Genomic DNA, 15,990 nt, shown 5'->3' on the forward strand with positions numbered 1-15,990 from the left:
GAGGGGCCGGACAGACCTGATTTCCCGCGCGGCCGGAAGGTCCTCACCGACGAGCGGCGGAGCAACTCACCGGTTCACCACCCGAACAGGGCGGGACCAGCACGGACAACTGCCTCTCCACGGCGCGACCCCGGGGTCATCCGATCCTGTCAGGTCACCGACATTCATCTCGCCGGTCATCTGTACCGCGGGTGCACTGAGGTCGTGTCACTGCTCGGCACCAAGCCGAACAGGAGGCAGCGATGAACGCAGAAACAATCAAGCGTGGCCTTGCCGGCGGCATACTCGGCGGCATCGTGATGGCGATGTGGTCCATGATCGTCCTCTGGCTGACGGGAGTCGGCTTCTGGGCGCCGCTGAACTTCATCGCCCACACCCTGTGGCGCGGAGCGCCGCTGGATGCCACGTTCAGTTTCGGGGTCGTGGTCCTCGGCATGGTCGTACACATGATGATGTCGATGGTGCTCGGTGTCGTGCTGGCCGTGATCGTGCACAACGTGCACCAACTCGGCGGCACCCGCGGGGCACTGGTCGGCACCGGCATGGTTTTCGGCCTCGTTGTCTGGTTGGTCATGCAGTACATCGTGTGGCGGGTGGTGGACACCTCCGCCGCGGCCGCGTTCACGCCGTGGGTCTTCGCGCTTGGCCACCTGATGTACGGCGCCGCCACCGCGGCGGTGTTGCCCCTCGCGTCGCCCCGGGGCCACGGCGCGGCCGCGCCCGCGACGTGACGGGCGGTCGTCCGCTGGATTCACAATGGCCGGGTGGATGTTCACCCGGCCATTGCGTTCGTACGGACCGAGCACGCCGTGCTGTGTCACCGTGCTGACATTCACCGGCCCGAGCGGGCGCAGCCGGCGTTGTAATGAGACGAAGTCGATTTTGGGAGGCTGATGATGCTGCGTGCGGTCCGGAACAGCGTGCGAAATTCCGAGGATGGGCCGACGACCCCGTTGGCGCGCCTCCGGCGCCTGTTCGTGGCCGCGGGAAAGCAGCGGGCGAAGGGGCTGGCCAATGCCACGGTGTCCACTGCGGACACGGTGGGCGATACCGCCTCGGAAGCCTCGCAGGTATCGGGCCGACTGCCGATGTGGCGGATCGGACTTTCCGGTGGCCTGGTCGGGATCATGTGTTGTGTCGGCCCCACCGTGCTCGCGCTCACCGGCGTGGTCAGCGGGGCCACCGCCCTCGCCTGGGGCACCAAGCTCTACGGCAGCTACGCGTGGGCGTTCCGGATCGGCGGGCTCGCGGTCCTCGTCGTCCTGGTCTGGAAAACCCTGCGGCGACGTAACCAGTGCAGTGTCGCCGGGGTACGGCAGGTCCGCTGGCGGCTGGCCGGCACCGTCGCGATCGCCGCGGGGACCTATGTCGCGCTGTACGCGGTGACCAAGTGGCTGGAGAGGTTCGCCTGATGGCGGAAAGTGTCGAGCATTCGGCTGGCACCAACGGCACCGGGAACACCGCCGGCACGGTTGTCGAGTTCTACTGGCGGCCCGGTTGCCCGTTCTGCACCGCACTGCGCGGGCCGTTGCGCCGAAGTGGGCTTCCGGTCCGGGAAGTCAATATCTGGGAGGACCCCGAGGCCGCGGCCCGAGTGCGTGCCGCCGCGGGTGGCAACGAGACCGTACCGACCGTGTTCGTCGGTAATCGTGCGATGGTCAACCCCAGCACGGGCGAGATCCTGGCCGCCGTGCGGAAGCAGGCTCCGGAGGTCGCGGCCAGCGCGCGGCCGCGGGCACCACGCTGGCAACCCGCGCTCGTCACCCTCGGGTTCGCTTTGTTGTGGGCGCTCCTGGCCGTGAACGACCCCACGACCACCTACCACCTGGCACCGCTGCTGGTGGCGGCCGCCTGGCCGGTCAGCCGGCGATGGCTGGGTGGGCGCCCGGTGCGAGCCACTGCGGCGCTCGGCGATGCCGCCGCCGGTTTGGTGGTCGCGCTCGCCACCACGGCGTTGTTGGCCTGGCGGGGGCTGCTGGTGGGCCCGGACGTCACCGGGAGAACGGCGGTCGTGCCGGAGAGCGTGATCGTCGCTGTGGCCGGGGCGGTGCTCGGCTGGTGGCTGGCCCGACGGGGCCGGCGGTAGCGGAGAGTTTTCCCGACGTCAGGCCAGAACCGCTTGGCTCCTTCCGAGCGGCCCACGCGAGGACACGTGTGCATCCGGTGTCGACCCTCCCCCGCTCCAACGCGACTGGCTTACTTCCCGCCTTTCGCCCAGATCGTCATCAGGCTCGCTGCTGCTGCGGCCACTGCGTTGGCTCACTTCGGGAAAGGGCCACACAGCGGCGTCGCGACCCAGATCGGTCATTTGTCAGCCACCTGACACATTTCTTGGTGAGTTGTTAGACACCACGGGGTCGCTCCACTCCTAGGCTCGATGCCCGCCACAGAGCCGGTAGCCGGCTTCGGAGGGGCTACCGAGCCAGTCGGCGCACGCCCGGTTCGCAAGCCACACGACGCGGTTTCCGGGCGGCTTGCTGGTGGAGGGAACGTTGACCGAGATCGACACCCGGCGCCAGGCGTTCGCGACCTACGTGCTGCCCGAGATCGACCTGCTCTACCGGGTCGCGCGATCGCTGACCGAGCAACCCGCCGACGCCGAGGACCTGGTGCAGGAAACCCTGCTCCATGCTTACCGCAACGTCGACCGCTTCGACGGGCAACACCCCCGGGCCTGGCTGTTGACCACCCTCCGCAACGCCGAACGCAACCGGCACCGCGGACAGCGGCCCATGCTGTTCCTCGACACCGGCACCGCTGAGGAGGACCACCAGCCGCCCGGGGCCGGTGTCCCCAGTCCGGAGGAGCTCGTCGTCGGCGCCACCTTCGATGCCGAGGTGCAACAGGCGTTCGACGCCCTGCCCGACAAGCTACGTTCGGTGGTACATCTGGTGGATGTGGCAGGGCTGAGCTACGCGGAGGCGGCGGCCACGCTGGGGGTGCCGGTGGGGACCGTGATGAGCCGCCTGCACCGGGGACGCCGGTGGATCCGGCGCCGGCTGACCGGGATCGTGCCGAGGCGAGGAGAGTCAGCTTGATCCACCGCTGAAGAGTCGAACGGAAAAGGCGACGGTGTCGCCGGGTGGCACGCCTGCTGCAGGTGTACCTGGACAGTCAGGTGGACGAGACGACCGCCGAGGCGGTGGCGCAACATCTTCGTGACTGCGGGGACTGCGGGTTGGAGGCCCGCACCTACCGGGCAATCAAGCGCGCCGTCGCCCGCCGGTCGGTTCCGACGCCGGAGGCCGTCCGGCGGCTCCGCACGTTCGCCGAGGAACTGCTGAACCGCGATCAGGGTGAGCATTCCGTGTGACGTTCGTGGCGTCGGTCGTGCCGTGGTCGGTCGGGGGCGTGCCCTGCGGGAACAGCCCGTCGCCGGAGAGCCGCTCGGTGTGCTCGATACCTTCCGGTACGGATCCGGACGCCCGTAGCAGCGCGACCGTGTCGGTCAACCGGATCCGCCGGTAGCCCAGGCTGATCAGCCCGAACCGCTCGAACTGCTTGAGGATGCGGTTCACCGAGGACCGGTGGACGCCCAGCATGGCGGCCAGGGTGTGCTGTGGGAGCACGACGGTGCCGGACCGGGCCTCGGCCAGCAGCAGTCGCGCGGTGCGCTGCAGCAGTGGCCCGTTCAGGGTCACCAGCAGGCGGGCCTGGCTGCGGAAGAACCGGCCGGCCACGCCGGCCAGCCACAGCCGGGCGATCGCCGGCCGGGTGTTCAGCAGCTCGCGGAACGCCGATGCGGGAAGGACGAAACACTGTGTGGGGGCGGCCGCCCGGGGCGCGTACGGCGGTGGCCGCCCGATGATGAGCGGGACGTCGCCGAAGACCTCTCCGGCGTAGAGCATCTGCGCGACGACGCGTTGGCCGCCGGGGCCGGCCGCGAACTCGACCTCGCCGCTGCGGATGAACCAGACCCCGTCCGGTGGCCGGTCCGGGGAAAACGCCAGCTCGCCCGCGGCGAGATGCCGTGGGTGGAGGGGCCGGCCGAGGGCGAGCAGGTCCTCGGCGGCCAGGCTCGCCCCGTTGCGTCCGGCAACACATTCCGCGGCCCAGGCGGCGACATCCAGCAACGCGGCCGGAAGGTCGCCCTCCGTCCTCGGTGGATCCTGCGACATCGCACCCCCTGAAGGGCGGGGACCACCGGGAGGGTGGAACCCGCGGGCACGGCCCTGGATTCCCGGTCCGGGATCAGGCCACACGGATGGGCGACGAATTCCGGTGGATCACCGTTCATTGTCCCGAGATTGTCGGACCGCGCACGGTTGTGTCCCGGAGACGGGTGACCGTCCGTTGTAGACGCCGCGCACCCGGCTGACGCTGGAGGAGACGAGTCGCACCGAGCGCGACTCGTCGATCGTGTGGAACAGGGAGGCACGATGGGACATCTTGCGCGTAGGGCTGCCGTTCTCGCCGCCGCGGCGACCGCCGGCCTCGCCCTCACGGGAGCCGGCACCGCGGTTGCGGCGCCCACGACGCCGGCCCAGAACGTCACTGTCGCCGCGAAGTCCGGGGGTTACCACGATCCGGCCCACCACCATCACCACTACCACCACCTGTGCTACGGCGGTTACGGTGGTCACGGTGGCTACCACTTCAGCCTGCTGAACCTCGCCCTGAACATCGGCGGCCTCGGGCACGGCTACGGCGGTTACGGCTACGACCCGTGCCACTTCGGCGGCCACGGCTTCGGTTACCGGTAGGACGACGGGCGCGGAAGCCACTCGTGCCGGCATGGCCAGCCATGCCGGCACGAGTCTGTGTGCCACGCGCCCGGCCCCGTCATCTCAAGACGGAAGCCCATCACTTCTGTGCGTCGAACACGAACCCGAGATCGTGTTGGGTGGTACGTCATTCAGGAGAACCCGGCTGTGTGACCCTGGGCATCAGCGAGTGCTGATTGTCGAGGAGAAGACACTCTTTTTCGTCGTCCCACACCTTCGGGTGGCTCGAATTGCGGCCATGTGAGTGACAACTGAGCATTCGACCATGGTTCTCAACCGGCGGGGTTTCCTCGGTGCGGTCGGCGCGGCCGCAGCCGCGGGATTAGCATCCTCCAGCTCCGGCCTGACCGACCTGGTCCTGGCCGACGGCGGCCGGGGAGCGGCCGGGGAGCAGCTGCGGGAGCTGCCGTTCCTGCGCAGCGAGGGTGGTCTACTCGACGTCGGGCTGACCATTCACCCACAGCGGCTGCAAATCGGTGACCGCGAGGTCTTCGTCCACACCTACAACGGGATGCTGCCGGGTCCCGGTCTTCGTTTCCGGCCCGGCGACAAGCTCCGGATCAACCTGATCAACAACATGCTGCCGCTCGGGGTGCCGTTGAACGCGCCACCGCCGGCATGCGCGGTGCGTCCTCCCGAGGAGGAGGACGCACCACCGCTGGAGCCGCCGCCCCACCCGCTGGAATGCATTCCGGAGATGATCAACCACATCGCCGAGGGCGAGACGGTCATCCAGATGAACATGACGACCAACATCCACACCCACGGGCTGCAGGTCTCCCCGAACGACCCGGCCGACAACATCTTCCTCAAGCTCTCACCGGGACACAGCCACCAGTACGAGTACGAGATCCCCGACGACCACCCCGCCGGCCTGTTCTGGTACCACCCACACCACCACGGCTCCACCACGCACCAGTCGTGGGAGGGACTGACCGCCCCGATGATCGTCGAGGGCGACATCGACGAGGTGCCCGAGCTCGCCGACATCGCCGACCGGACGATCGTGCTGAGCACGCTGTGGATCAACCAGGACGGCTCGACACCGAGCGCGGTCATCATCCCCACCGGCGGCCAGATGCCGTTCACCACGGTGCCGGCGGTGCCCACCGAGATGCTCTTCCTGATGAACGGCCAGCTCGGACCGGAGATCGACATCAGACCCGGGGAGACGCAGCGCTGGCGGGTGCTCAACAGCGACCCGCACGAGTTCATGTGGTTCGAGGTCAAGGACCACGAGCTGTACCAGATCGGCCAGGACGGCATCCCCTTCGGCACGCCCCGCACGGTGCGGTCGATCATGCTGCCCCCGGCCAACCGGGCCGAACTCGTCATCCGGGGCGGGCAGCCGGGGCGCTACCGGGTGATCGGCAAGGCATACGACCAGGGCCACCCCGGCGGGGCGCGGCCCGAGAAGGAGCTCGGCACCCTCGTGGTGGCCGGACCGCCGGCCAACGGGCGGATCCCGCAGCGCCTGGTCGAGCCGCCGAAGATGCCGGACCTACCGGTGGCCGCTCACCGCGAGTTCCGTTTCAAGGGCGACATCTCCGGCCGGCGGGGCCTGGGCGTGCGGTTCTGGATCGACGGCGTGGCTTTCGACCCCGACCGGATCGACACCCGGGTCAGGGCCGGGACGGTCGAGGAGTGGACCTGGATCAACGAGGACATCTTCCAGCACCCCATCCACGTCCACGTCAACCCGTTCCAGGTCATCGACGTACAGGGGATTTCCGAGGGGGACACCTCGTGGCAGACCGACCCGAACATCTGGTGGGACACCTTCCGGCTCCCGCCGTTCGGTCGGGTGACCATCCGGACGTATTTCCGACCCGACATCCCGGGACGGAACGTCTACCCGAGCAAGACCGTCTACCACTGCCACATCCTGCACCACGAGGACAACGGAATGATGGGTGTGCTGTTGATCGACCCTCCGGAGGGAAGGTCATGATCCGGTGAGTGACGGTGTTGGCGGGGGTCGTGGTTCTGCTCGTCGGCGCGGTCTCCGCGTCGGCCGTGCCACAGGACCCGCCACCGCTGCCGAGCAAGTGGACCCACCTGTTCCAGCAGGAGCACCGTGATGCCCTGCATTGGTGGAATCACACCTGGCTGCCGCAGACGGTGCCCAGCGGGGCTGTGGTGCAGATCCAGTTGCCCGGCGACCCCATCCGCTGGGTGCACGACGAGAACCGGAAGTGCACACCAACGACGCCGCTCGGGCTGGCCCTTCCGATCCTCGACCTCTTCCAGTTCGTCAGGCCCGAGTTCCTCGGCCAGAACAAGCTTCCCGATCCGAACCGCATCGACGGCACCGAGAACATCTACACCTTCGACTATCGGCTCGACGGGATCGGTGTGGCCGCGATCTGTCTCTTTCCGGAGCCGAGGCCGGGAACGGCTTACGAGATCTCGATGCCGCCGGGAACCCCGACCGACCGCTACGTCCTCACGCTGCTCGTCGGGGTCCCGCAGGCCAGCCTTCCCCTCCGCCGGCCCCACGAGGACATGGGCAGCACGCCGAGCCACGACTGGTTCGGGCCGAGCCGGCACTGACGTGGCGGCCTTCGCGAAGGTCTCGAGGTGCACATCGGCTCGTTACTCCGCTGGTCCATCCGAATGACCGCCGGATCGCACGTTCGGATCATGCTTGCCTCCTGAGCTCCTCAGTACGCTGCTGTTTGGCGGTGCCGAGTTCACCGGCGACCAGCGGGCGGCAACGGAAGCTTCCGGCCGAGCACGAGTCCTGCCAACCGTGGTCGCCGTTATCGAGCGGCGAGCGGACGGGAGCGGCACCGGCGTGACAGCTACGGAAAACGCGAGAACACCGAGACATATCCAGAAAACCGGAACCATTGGCGGGGCTGTCGTCCACGAACCCTACCGGGACGACGTCAGGCGTGCGTTCGCACTCGGCGTCATTGCGGTGGCCGCCAGCCTGTTCCTCGCCGGAGTAGCACTCTGGTTCGGCGGCGCCGTCAACGCAACCGTGATCCCGGGATTGCCGGACCCTGGCCCGGAAACCCGATGGGCACTGCCGATCAGCCGCGTTCTCGCCGACCTGGCGGCCGCGGGAACGGTCGGATTCCTCCTGGCCGCTGCCGTGCTCGCGCCCCTGCCGGCCCACTCGCGCGCGGAAAACCACGGGGACGGCAGGGAAAATCTCGGCGGGGTACGGCGCATCGGGTCCACCGCCGGTCGCTGGGTGCGGTCCGCGGGTTGGCTGGCGGCCGTGTGGTTGGTCGCCGCGCTGGCCGGGGCCGGCTACACGCTGTCCGACGTTCTGGCCCGGCCGTTGGGTGAGGTCATCTCCGATTCCGCGGTGTGGCCCCTGGTGTTCGACCTCGATGCGGTCACCACGCTGCTCGTCGTCGCGACGATCGCCGCAGCGCTCACGTTGTCCTGCCGGGTCGTGTCGTCGGTGCGAGGAACGACCGTGCTCCTGCTGCTGGCCGTCGTCGGGGTGCTGCCACCCGCGTTCAGCGGTCACGCGGCCGGCGCGGGCAGCCACCAGATCGCGGTGTCGAGCATGCTCCTGCACGTCGTCGGCGTGGTGTTGTGGACCGGTGGCCTGCTCGCCCTCGCGCTGGCGGGGCGGCTCCCCACGACCGACCTGGCCCGTGCCGCACACCGCTACTCCCGGCTGGCGGCCTGGTGCCTGGCCCTCGTGGTGATCAGCGGGGTGCTGACGCTGGCCGGCAGGCTCTGGCCACCGGCCGCGCTGTGGGAGAGCCGCTACGGGTGGCTGGTGCTCGCCAAGGTGGCGGCGCTCGGTGCGCTCGCCGGGTTCGGCCTGCTCCACCGTCGGCGCACGCTCCCCGCGCTGGCCGGGGGCAGCCGCACGGCGTTCCGCCGTCTCGCCCTGGTCGAACTGGTGGTCTTCGCGGGCACCATCGGGCTCGCGGTGGGCCTGTCCCGAACTCCCCCACCGGCCGGCGAACCGACGGCGAACACGACCACGGCGCTACTCGGCTTCGAGATGCCCGGCCCACCCACCATGGAGTCGATTCTGCTCGATTGGTCACCGGAGCCGATTTTCCTTGGTCTCGCGGTCATCGCAGTCGCCGGCTACGTGGCTGGCGTTCGCCGGCTCCGGCAACGTGGTGAACCCTGGCCGGTGGTGCGCACGGTGAGCTGGCTTGCGGCTTGGTGCATCGTCGCCCTGGCCACCAGCAGCGGGCTGGCACGCTACGGCTACGTCCTGTTCAGCGCCCACCAGGTACAGCACGCGATGCTTTCCCTGCTGGCGCCAACATTGCTGGTCGTCGGTCGCCCGGTCACCCTGGCACTACGCGCACTGCCCACCGAGGCGGATCGCCGGTGGCCGGGACCGCGGGAATGGTTGAGCACCGGCCTGAAAGCACGACGAGCCCGGTGGATACTGCACCCTCATATCGCGATGGCAGTGCATATGGTGGCTTCCGTCGGGATGTACTTCCTCGGCCTCTACGAAGTTATGTTGCGCTCCCACGCCCTGCACCTGAGCCTGTTCGGACTGGCGCTGGTGTCCGGCTACGTTTTCTGGTGGGGGGCAGTCGGACTGGACGAGAACCCCTGTCGACCTGGACGCCGACAACGAGCGATGTTGCTGACGATGGCGGTCAGCATGCCGGTGTTCCTGGGCCTTGGTGTGCTGGGGAAAACCACGTCCGCGGGCGCGGACTGGTTCGCGCAGCTCGGTCGTCCCTGGGGACCGAGCGTGCTCGCCGACCAGCGGCTCGGCGGGGTGATCCTGGCGATCGGAACGACTGCCCTCACCCTGTTCGTGGTGGCGGGCATACTGCTCGGCGCGCGAACGCGCCGCGAACCCGAAGGAGCCTAACGGTGGGCGGGCCAGGTAGCGTCCTCAACTACTCGTTGCGCAGCCGGTCCCGGATGAAGTAGCCGAGGATGAAGGCCAGCACCGTGGCGCTCGCACCGCAGAGACCGGAGATCTCGGAGGCGGTGAAGGTGTCCTTCCAGAACGTGGCTCCCGCTATCGTCCAGAAGATGGTCGCGACCGCGGCGCCCAGCGCCGCCGCACCCACCTTCGGCGAAATCGCCGAGGCGGCAGTCTCCCGGCTGATGCCGGCCACGTTGTCGGTCATCCTGGTCTCCTTCTCCGCATCCCGGCACCCGGTCCAGCCGGCGGGCGGGAACATCATTTCCGTAACCCGCGAACGGGGTAACTCCCCGAAAGGGTGCCTCGGCAGGATCACGTCGGGCATGCGTTCGGCCGATCTTCGGCGTAACGGCGGACCAACATCTGCCCGATCCATGGCTACTTGCCCGGAGCCGACGTCTCGCGGATCCTCGGCGGGACGGCCCAATGTGGCTCCGGGCCGGCGTCATGCATGCAGAAGCAGCGGTCGCGAGCGAGCCAACGCGTGCCACCGGGCGTCGCGGGATGGAACGAGGTGGGGCGAATGACCACACCGTACGCGTTACGCGGAGGCCAAGCGGCCAAGCAACGCCTGGACATCGTGGCCGGGATGCTCGCGAAGCCCACGCGATCACTGCTGGAACGTGCCGGGGTCCGGGCCGGGCAGCACTGCCTCGACGTCGGCTGCGGCGGCGGCCAGGTGGCACTCGAGCTGGCGCGGCTGGTGCGCCCGGGTGGGAGCGTGGTCGGCGTCGACCTCGATGGCGAGATCCTGGAGTTCGCCCGCCAGGACGCACTCGTGTCAGGTGCCACGAACGTGTCCTTCCAGCAGGGCGATGCGCGCCAGCTCGAGGGCGGCCCGTACGACGTCGTCTACGCGCGTTTCCTCCTCAGCCACCTTCCGGCCCCCTCCGACATCGTCGCCGGGATGGCCGAGCTACTGGCCCCGGGCGGACTGCTCGTGCTGGAGGACATCGACCACTGGGCTTACGCCTACCCGCCAAGCTCCGCGTACGAGCGGTACGACGCGTTGTACTGCGCGCTGGTCCGTCAGCGTGGAGGTGACCCGGCACTGGGTTTCGCCCTGCCCGGCCTGCTGCGCGACCACGGTTTCGACGAGGTCGGCCTCGACGTCGTGCAACCGGCATTCCTGTCGGGCGAAGCAAAGCGAATCCACTGCATCACCCTGGCCAGCATCGGCCCTGCGGCGGTTGCCGAAGGACTCGGTACCGAGGACGAGGTGGCCGCGCTGCTCGCCGAGATGGAAGCGGTCACGGTGGATCCACGGACGATCGTGGTGCTCCCCCGCATTGTTCAGACCTGGGCGAACCTCCCCTGAGGCTCCGCCCAATGCGCCAAGGACACGATTCGGTACCCGGCGTCGGACATCGCCTGGACAGGGGTGGGTTCTCTAGGGCCTCGACAAAGGCGACCAGCGAATCAGGGACGTGGTCGCGTTGAATGAGCGTGCCCGTCCGACGGTAGAGGTCGACGGCTCGGAAGTGGCAGGGCACGCACGGCGCTCCCTACTCGGACCGTTCAGGCGACGCGGGCTCGACCTGCTGTTCGCACAACGTGATGAGTGGGTCCCGACCCTCAATCGCCAGGAAGGCATGCACCTCGGAGTACGCCCGGTGGACGGGATGACGGATGCGCCGGAAGGTCACCTTGACCATGGGCGCCTCCGGATACACAGGAGGTCGCGACCAAGGACCAAGGTGCGGAGTATGACCCGCACCCGGCGGGCACGTAGCGGCGCCATCCGCTCGTCCCATGCGCGCGCCTCCGACGGGGTCATCGGTTCAAGGACGTAGGCCATAGCAGGTCTTTCGGATCTTGAGGTGTGAGGCGGTCAGGAGCTGTAGGAGACGGCGGCAAAGCCGGTCTCGTGGCGCCGCTCCTGCCGGTCTCGGGCCTCCCGGTAGCAGTCCCGGCAGGTCCACCACAGTCGGGGAGGCGAACACAGGTCGGAGTCGAGGCCGGCCGCCTCCCCCTTCCGGCCACAGAGAAAGACAACGGGTGTACCGTTGGTCCGGCGGCCGCCCGGATAGGCGTGTCGTTGCCCCTGGTAGGGCTGCCAGGTGTGCGGCATGGTGTCGATGGGTTCTCCCATGTCTTCCTTCCTGCTGTCCGGTAGCGCCTGCACCGTGGTGGAGCGGACGGCATGTGCGCTGCTGGTGATGTCACTGGTTGGCTGATCCCACTCGCCTGAGCTGGCTGGAACCATGGCGTTTATCGATTGCCGCCTGCATCAGGACTGGTCGAATGAGGCTGGGGTCGACCTTCGACGGCAGCTACGAGCCGGTGGCCGAGATCTGTGCGGCCCTGGACGACCTGCGCCGCGTCCTGCCTCGCCTGCGCGCCCAAACCGCGCCGCAACGCGGTCCCGAGGCCGCCTCCTTCTCCCACGGGACGACCTGAACCCGCCGTTGTCCCGGTAGCCCGCTGCGGTCCCTTGCTAGGTCCAAGGCAGGTAGCGACAGCACCAACCCACGGGCCAAGAGGCTGGTGCTGGTTGGTGGCCCCACACGCGCCGGTGGACAGCCACCCGAATATCGTCCCGGGACCAACCCATCCAGGTCTCACGAATCCTCAATATTCTCCCGTGATCGCTCTTCGCCTACGGCGAACATTGCATGTCTTCACTGTGGGCGAACTGTCGGGAGTCAGTGCCGATGCGAAGCGAGGCTAAGGTCGGCTGTATCGGCCGCGCCCAGGACTCGCGCCCCAGCTGCGACAGTAGCGATACCGGGAGGAAAGACAATGATTGTCGATGAGATTGCACGTCCGCGGCTTCCACTGCCCGTTGTCGACGCTGCGGCCCCCACGAGCGGGATCGGCGAGGACCCGGTATATCACCGCCTGCTGCAGAACCGGATCGTGTTCCTCGGCCAGGAGGTCGACGACAATGTCGCCAACAGAATCACCGCACAGCTGTTGATGCTGTCGGCGGAGAGCGACGACGACATCTACCTCTACATCAACTCCCCGGGTGGCTCCGTCATGGCGGGGATGGCGGTCTACGACACGATGCAGCACATCAAGAACGACGTTGCCACCGTCGCGATGGGGTTCTGCGCCTCGATGGGCCAGTTCCTGCTGACCGCGGGAACGCCGGGGAAACGCTCCGCACTACCCCACGCGAAGATTTTGATGCACCAGCCGTCGGCCGGGCTCCAGGGTTCCGCCACCGATGTGCAAATCTATGCTGCCCAGCTCACTCGCGCGAAGCGCGAGATGATGGAACTCATCGCGCAGCACTCGGGCAGGGATGTCGACACGATCATCAGGGATGCCGACCGCGACCGCTGGTTCACGGCACAGGAGGCCAAAGAGTACGGGCTCATCGACGACGTGATGCAAGCACACCAGATCGCCGTGTCGACGGGAACGGTGGCGGCCCACATGCACTGACGGGGCGACGAGGAGGAGGGCGGCAGCTGTCCTCCTCGCCCGTCTTCGAACTCCGGGAAATCTGTTTGTTGTCGATGCCGTCCATGCCAGAAACTTCTCGGTTGATCACGTACCCGTTCTTCCAGATGTGAGCGGTGTCCCGTATCGCGGAGATGTTCTTGGTCGGGTCACCGTTGACGAGGATGAGGTCCGCGCGCAGGCCGGGCGCGATTCGGCCGCGATCGGTGATCCCGAAGTGCCGCGCCGGCATCGAGGTAGCCGACACCAGTGCGGCCTGTGGCGTCATGCCAGCGCTGGTGAGATGAGCCAGCTCCGCGAACATGCTGGGGCCGTGCGCGGTACCGGGCATGGAGGCGTCGGTGCCGGCGAGGATCGGAACTCCCGCGGCATGCAGCCGGGCGACGTTCGCCTTCGCGGTTTCCAGCCAGCTCCGTGCACACCTCTTCCGGTCCCACTTCAGGGAATCGCGCTGTGCCTTGGACAGGTAGCGCTCGACTCGCTCGTTGGCCTGCAGGTCGGCCGCGCCGGCACCGCAGTCGATCACGGAAAGCGTAGCGACTAAGAACGTTCCGCGACGCTGAACTTCCTGAAGGAAACGCTCGTCCAGCTCGGTGTCGTAGAACATGTGGACCAAGCCGTCGGCGCCGGCGTCCACCGCAGCCTTGGCGAACTCGAACTCCTCTACATGACCAACCGCCATCCGACCGTGTCGGTGGGCTGCGGCGACGACCGCACGCACCTGCTCCGGTTCGAGGGTGCGCAGTGGATTCCTGGGGCCGCCGTCGTCGAAGATGAACTTGATGTAGTCGGATCCCTCCCGTACGCGGTCGGCAACGAACCGGTCCGGGTCGGTTTCCTCGGTGAGCCGCGGGAAATCCCAGCCTTCGATCACCGGATGACCGCCTGGGACGGTGACGCCGATACCGGCGGACCACAGGTCGGCCTCGTCGACCCGGTCCAGTGCCCGGCGTTGCCGTTTCGCCGCGGGAAGTTCCGCCACCTCGTTGAACATGTCGAGCTCGGTGGTCACGCCGAAGCGCAGTGCATCGCGGCGAATCTGCTCGTACACGTGGACGTGCGAGTCGATCAAGCCAGGCAGCAGTGTCTTCCCACGCCCGTCGTAGACGGTGACTCCGCGTGGTACGGCGATATCCCCAATCTGCGCGATGCGGCCGTTCAGGACGAGCACCGAACCGCGCTCGGTGACCCATGTACCGTCGAAGACTCGCACGTTACGGACGACGAAGCTGTTACCGGTCGCGTCCATCGGACCGTCATTCGGTGCACTGGCCGCCGCTGGCGAAGCGAGCACGCTCATCATAAGCGCGAGTGCGAGTGGCAACGCGAGCTTCCGTCGGCGAGAAAAGCGCTGCGCACAGCCTAAGCAGCTCGCTGCGATGCGGTACGGGTCGGGCATGGAACCGCCTTCCGGATCGAACCCCCAACGATCTGGACGAACACCTGCCACTGGAGCACATGAGACACCGAGTCGGCGCTACGACATTCGGAACTCCGCCGGATGTGCCGCCCCATGGCATAGCACGTACCCCCAGCTGTGAAGCGTTTGGCCGACGGTAGATGCCGTGCCGGCCATACCTGTCGCAAAGCAGGAAAGATGTCTACAAATTTGCTGATCCGTCACTCCCGTGTTCGTGGTTCACCTCCGTCGATAGGAGGTGTCCCGCGGGGGTCGGCCGGGTGCACGCTGCCTGTGGACGCATCCCGCTCACGGAAGGGAGTCGACATGCGTCGTCGCGCTCACCATCCCCGACTTCACCGTGGTGCCCTGGTCATCGGGCTCGCCGTGGTCGTGCCGCTGGTACTCGCCGTTCCGCAGAGTGGTGCCGAGCCGGGCCCGGGCGCTCCGTACCACGTCTCCGCCGTCGAGGCAGCGGCCAGCAACACTCAGGCCACTCCTGACCGACATGGCTCCGACCCCAAGCCGGACGCCTACGACGTCGTTCTCGCCGTTCACACTGGCGCCGGGGGTGGCCTGCGCCGGGACACCACGCCCCCGGAGGTGGAGAAGGCGTACCGGGACGGTATTGCGAAGGCACTCCGGGAGGGGTACGCCCTGCTGCGCAGGGGCGAGAGCAGCGTGGCGGCGGTCGAGGCCGCGGTTCGGCTCCTGGAGGACAACGAGCTGTTCAACGCCGGCAAGGGAGCGGTCTTCAACACCGACGCTGGCCACGAGCTGGACGCCTCCATCATGCGGGGTTCGGACCTCGCAGCTGGTGCGGTGGCCGGAGTGCGTAACGTGCGTAACCCGATCTCCGCGGCGCGCCTGGTGATGGAGAAGACCAGGCACGTGATGTTGGCCGGCGAGGGCGCCGATGACTTCGCCGCGGCCAACGGGTTGGAGGTCGTGACCCAGGACCACTACTGGACGCAGCGCGCCTGGGATTCGTTGATGCGGGCGAAAAAGCCCGGTGGCGCGCGCACGAACGACGGTGACGACCCGCAGGAGCATGGCACCGTCGGCGCGGTTTCGGTCGACCGGCACCGGCACCTTGCGGCGGCCACGTCCACCGGGGGCCTGACCAACAAGATGGCGGGCCGAGTCGGCGACTCCCCCATCGCCGGTGCCGGCACTTACGCCAAGGACGACACGATCGCGGCCAGCGCCACCGGCGTGGGCGAGGTGTTCATCCGTGGTGCGGCCACCGCCACCATCTCCAACCTCGTGGAGTTCGGTGGCATGGACCTGGCCCGAGCCAGCCACGAGGTCGTGGTGAAACGGCTTCTCCCGCTCGGCGGGACCGGCGGTGTCATCACGTTGAACCGGCTCGGTGTCCTCGACGCCACGCACAGCACGCCGGGCATGCCGCACGGATATGTCACCGCGGATGGCCGCATCGTCACCAAGGTGTTCCTGGACGAGACTCCGAGCGACCGGTAGCCAGAAGCGCCCTGCCCTGAGCCGCCTCAAGAACACGGCGCCGAACCTACCCAGGCACGGGCGCCGGCGCGCTCGGTGGCCGTCCCTGCCGTGAA

Annotated in this window: 17 protein-coding genes and 1 pseudogene; 13 read left to right on the plus strand and 5 right to left on the minus strand. The window is 68.0% G+C overall.

Annotated features, from left to right (window positions below):
* The first annotated feature begins 242 nt into the window (after window positions 1–242).
* The 5 genes and pseudogenes from IEY55_RS17935 (at window position 243) to IEY55_RS32565 (ending at window position 3,313) form a co-directional block, all read left to right on the plus strand.
* A complete protein-coding gene (locus tag IEY55_RS17935; RefSeq protein WP_189059317.1) occupies window positions 243–731 on the plus strand; it encodes a hypothetical protein in 489 nt (162 codons plus the stop codon).
* Window positions 732–920: 189 nt separating this feature from the next.
* On the plus strand, window positions 921–1,412 hold the full coding sequence (locus tag IEY55_RS17940; protein WP_229686496.1) for a hypothetical protein: 492 nt from the start codon (window positions 921–923) through the stop codon (window positions 1,410–1,412).
* A pseudogene (locus IEY55_RS32110) lies at window positions 1,412–1,732 on the plus strand (glutaredoxin family protein); the annotation flags it as partial. The gene IEY55_RS17940 and the pseudogene IEY55_RS32110, both read left to right, overlap by 1 nt.
* A gap of 760 nt (window positions 1,733–2,492) precedes the next feature.
* A complete protein-coding gene (locus tag IEY55_RS17950) occupies window positions 2,493–3,038 on the plus strand; it encodes an RNA polymerase sigma factor (RefSeq protein WP_189059321.1) in 546 nt (181 codons plus the stop codon).
* 44 nt (window positions 3,039–3,082) lie between these two features.
* A complete protein-coding gene (locus IEY55_RS32565) occupies window positions 3,083–3,313 on the plus strand; it encodes a zf-HC2 domain-containing protein (RefSeq protein ID WP_189059323.1) in 231 nt (76 codons plus the stop codon).
* Here the strand turns inward: IEY55_RS32565 and IEY55_RS17960 are convergent.
* Window positions 3,204–4,118 carry a Crp/Fnr family transcriptional regulator gene (locus tag IEY55_RS17960; RefSeq protein ID WP_189059324.1) on the minus strand — a complete coding sequence of 305 codons (915 nt, stop codon included), beginning with the start codon at window positions 4,116–4,118 and terminating at the stop codon, window positions 3,204–3,206. The genes IEY55_RS32565 and IEY55_RS17960 overlap by 110 nt on opposite strands.
* Window positions 4,119–4,379: 261 nt before the next feature.
* On the opposite strand from IEY55_RS17960, the gene IEY55_RS17965 reads away from it, so the two are divergent.
* From IEY55_RS17965 to IEY55_RS17980, 4 genes are all read left to right on the plus strand, one after another.
* Window positions 4,380–4,703, plus strand: coding sequence for a hypothetical protein (locus IEY55_RS17965; RefSeq protein WP_189059326.1), 324 nt, complete (start codon window positions 4,380–4,382; stop codon window positions 4,701–4,703).
* Window positions 4,704–4,989: 286 nt separating this feature from the next.
* Entirely contained in the window at window positions 4,990–6,675 is a 1,686-nt protein-coding gene (locus tag IEY55_RS17970; RefSeq protein WP_189059328.1) for a multicopper oxidase family protein, read from the plus strand.
* Between the two features lie 8 nt (window positions 6,676–6,683).
* Window positions 6,684–7,277, plus strand: a complete 594-nt coding sequence (locus IEY55_RS17975) for a hypothetical protein (RefSeq protein ID WP_189059330.1) — start codon at window positions 6,684–6,686, stop codon at window positions 7,275–7,277.
* Between the two features lie 244 nt (window positions 7,278–7,521).
* Window positions 7,522–9,543, plus strand: coding sequence for a bifunctional copper resistance protein CopD/cytochrome c oxidase assembly protein (locus IEY55_RS17980; protein ID WP_189059332.1), 2,022 nt, complete (start codon window positions 7,522–7,524; stop codon window positions 9,541–9,543).
* A 28-nt stretch (window positions 9,544–9,571) separates the two neighbouring features.
* On the opposite strand, the gene IEY55_RS17985 is transcribed toward IEY55_RS17980, so the two are convergent.
* Window positions 9,572–9,808 carry a hypothetical protein gene (locus IEY55_RS17985; protein ID WP_189059334.1) on the minus strand — a complete coding sequence of 79 codons (237 nt, stop codon included), beginning with the start codon at window positions 9,806–9,808 and terminating at the stop codon, window positions 9,572–9,574.
* 318 nt (window positions 9,809–10,126) lie between these two features.
* Here IEY55_RS17985 and IEY55_RS17990 point away from each other — a divergent pair, with 318 nt between their 5' ends.
* Window positions 10,127–10,921, plus strand: a complete 795-nt coding sequence (locus tag IEY55_RS17990; RefSeq protein WP_189059336.1) for a class I SAM-dependent methyltransferase — start codon at window positions 10,127–10,129, stop codon at window positions 10,919–10,921.
* Between the two features lie 187 nt (window positions 10,922–11,108).
* Here the strand turns inward: IEY55_RS17990 and IEY55_RS17995 are convergent, their stop codons facing one another.
* Both IEY55_RS17995 and IEY55_RS18000 read right to left on the minus strand, forming a co-directional pair.
* Window positions 11,109–11,258 (minus strand): hypothetical protein, encoded by a 150-nt coding sequence (locus IEY55_RS17995; protein WP_189059338.1) that lies wholly within the window; start codon window positions 11,256–11,258, stop codon window positions 11,109–11,111.
* 176 nt (window positions 11,259–11,434) lie between these two features.
* A complete protein-coding gene (locus tag IEY55_RS18000) occupies window positions 11,435–11,695 on the minus strand; it encodes a hypothetical protein (RefSeq protein ID WP_189059340.1) in 261 nt (86 codons plus the stop codon).
* A gap of 152 nt (window positions 11,696–11,847) precedes the next feature.
* On the opposite strand from IEY55_RS18000, the gene IEY55_RS18005 reads away from it, so the two are divergent.
* Together IEY55_RS18005 and IEY55_RS18010 are read left to right on the plus strand one after the other, a co-directional pair.
* Complete coding sequence (locus IEY55_RS18005) at window positions 11,848–12,003, plus strand: hypothetical protein (protein ID WP_189059488.1); 156 nt, start codon at window positions 11,848–11,850, stop codon at window positions 12,001–12,003.
* A 342-nt stretch (window positions 12,004–12,345) separates the two neighbouring features.
* A complete protein-coding gene (locus IEY55_RS18010; protein ID WP_189059341.1) occupies window positions 12,346–12,996 on the plus strand; it encodes an ATP-dependent Clp protease proteolytic subunit in 651 nt (216 codons plus the stop codon).
* Here the strand turns inward: IEY55_RS18010 and IEY55_RS18015 are convergent.
* The gene (locus IEY55_RS18015) at window positions 12,926–14,263 is read right to left on the minus strand and encodes an amidohydrolase family protein (protein WP_189059343.1); all 1,338 of its coding nucleotides are present in this window, start codon (window positions 14,261–14,263) and stop codon (window positions 12,926–12,928) included. The two genes, IEY55_RS18010 and IEY55_RS18015, sit on opposite strands and share 71 nt — an antisense overlap.
* A 477-nt stretch (window positions 14,264–14,740) precedes the next feature.
* On the opposite strand from IEY55_RS18015, the gene IEY55_RS18020 reads away from it, so the two are divergent.
* On the plus strand, window positions 14,741–15,895 hold the full coding sequence (locus IEY55_RS18020) for an isoaspartyl peptidase/L-asparaginase family protein (protein WP_189059345.1): 1,155 nt from the start codon (window positions 14,741–14,743) through the stop codon (window positions 15,893–15,895).
* Window positions 15,896–15,990: the final 95 nt, after the last annotated feature.

Source organism: Longimycelium tulufanense, assembly GCF_014645795.1.
In the GTDB taxonomy this organism is placed as follows: domain Bacteria; phylum Actinomycetota; class Actinomycetes; order Mycobacteriales; family Pseudonocardiaceae; genus Longimycelium; species Longimycelium tulufanense.

Bases quoted from the DNA above. Each gene is read 5' to 3' on its own strand.
- IEY55_RS17935 (WP_189059317.1), top strand. From the start codon at position 243: ATGAACGCAGAAACAATCAAGCGTGGCCTTGCCGGCGGCATACTCGGC.
- IEY55_RS17960 (WP_189059324.1), bottom strand. From the start codon at position 4,118: ATGTCGCAGGATCCACCGAGGACGGAGGGCGACCTTCCGGCCGCGTTG.
- IEY55_RS17965 (WP_189059326.1), top strand. From the start codon at position 4,380: ATGGGACATCTTGCGCGTAGGGCTGCCGTTCTCGCCGCCGCGGCGACC.
- IEY55_RS17970 (WP_189059328.1), top strand. From the start codon at position 4,990: ATGGTTCTCAACCGGCGGGGTTTCCTCGGTGCGGTCGGCGCGGCCGCA.
- IEY55_RS17985 (WP_189059334.1), bottom strand. From the start codon at position 9,808: ATGACCGACAACGTGGCCGGCATCAGCCGGGAGACTGCCGCCTCGGCG.
- IEY55_RS17990 (WP_189059336.1), top strand. From the start codon at position 10,127: ATGACCACACCGTACGCGTTACGCGGAGGCCAAGCGGCCAAGCAACGC.
- IEY55_RS17995 (WP_189059338.1), bottom strand. From the start codon at position 11,258: ATGGTCAAGGTGACCTTCCGGCGCATCCGTCATCCCGTCCACCGGGCG.
- IEY55_RS18000 (WP_189059340.1), bottom strand. From the start codon at position 11,695: ATGGGAGAACCCATCGACACCATGCCGCACACCTGGCAGCCCTACCAG.
- IEY55_RS18005 (WP_189059488.1), top strand. From the start codon at position 11,848: ATGAGGCTGGGGTCGACCTTCGACGGCAGCTACGAGCCGGTGGCCGAG.
- IEY55_RS18010 (WP_189059341.1), top strand. From the start codon at position 12,346: ATGATTGTCGATGAGATTGCACGTCCGCGGCTTCCACTGCCCGTTGTC.
- IEY55_RS18015 (WP_189059343.1), bottom strand. From the start codon at position 14,263: ATGGACGCGACCGGTAACAGCTTCGTCGTCCGTAACGTGCGAGTCTTC.
- IEY55_RS18020 (WP_189059345.1), top strand. From the start codon at position 14,741: ATGCGTCGTCGCGCTCACCATCCCCGACTTCACCGTGGTGCCCTGGTC.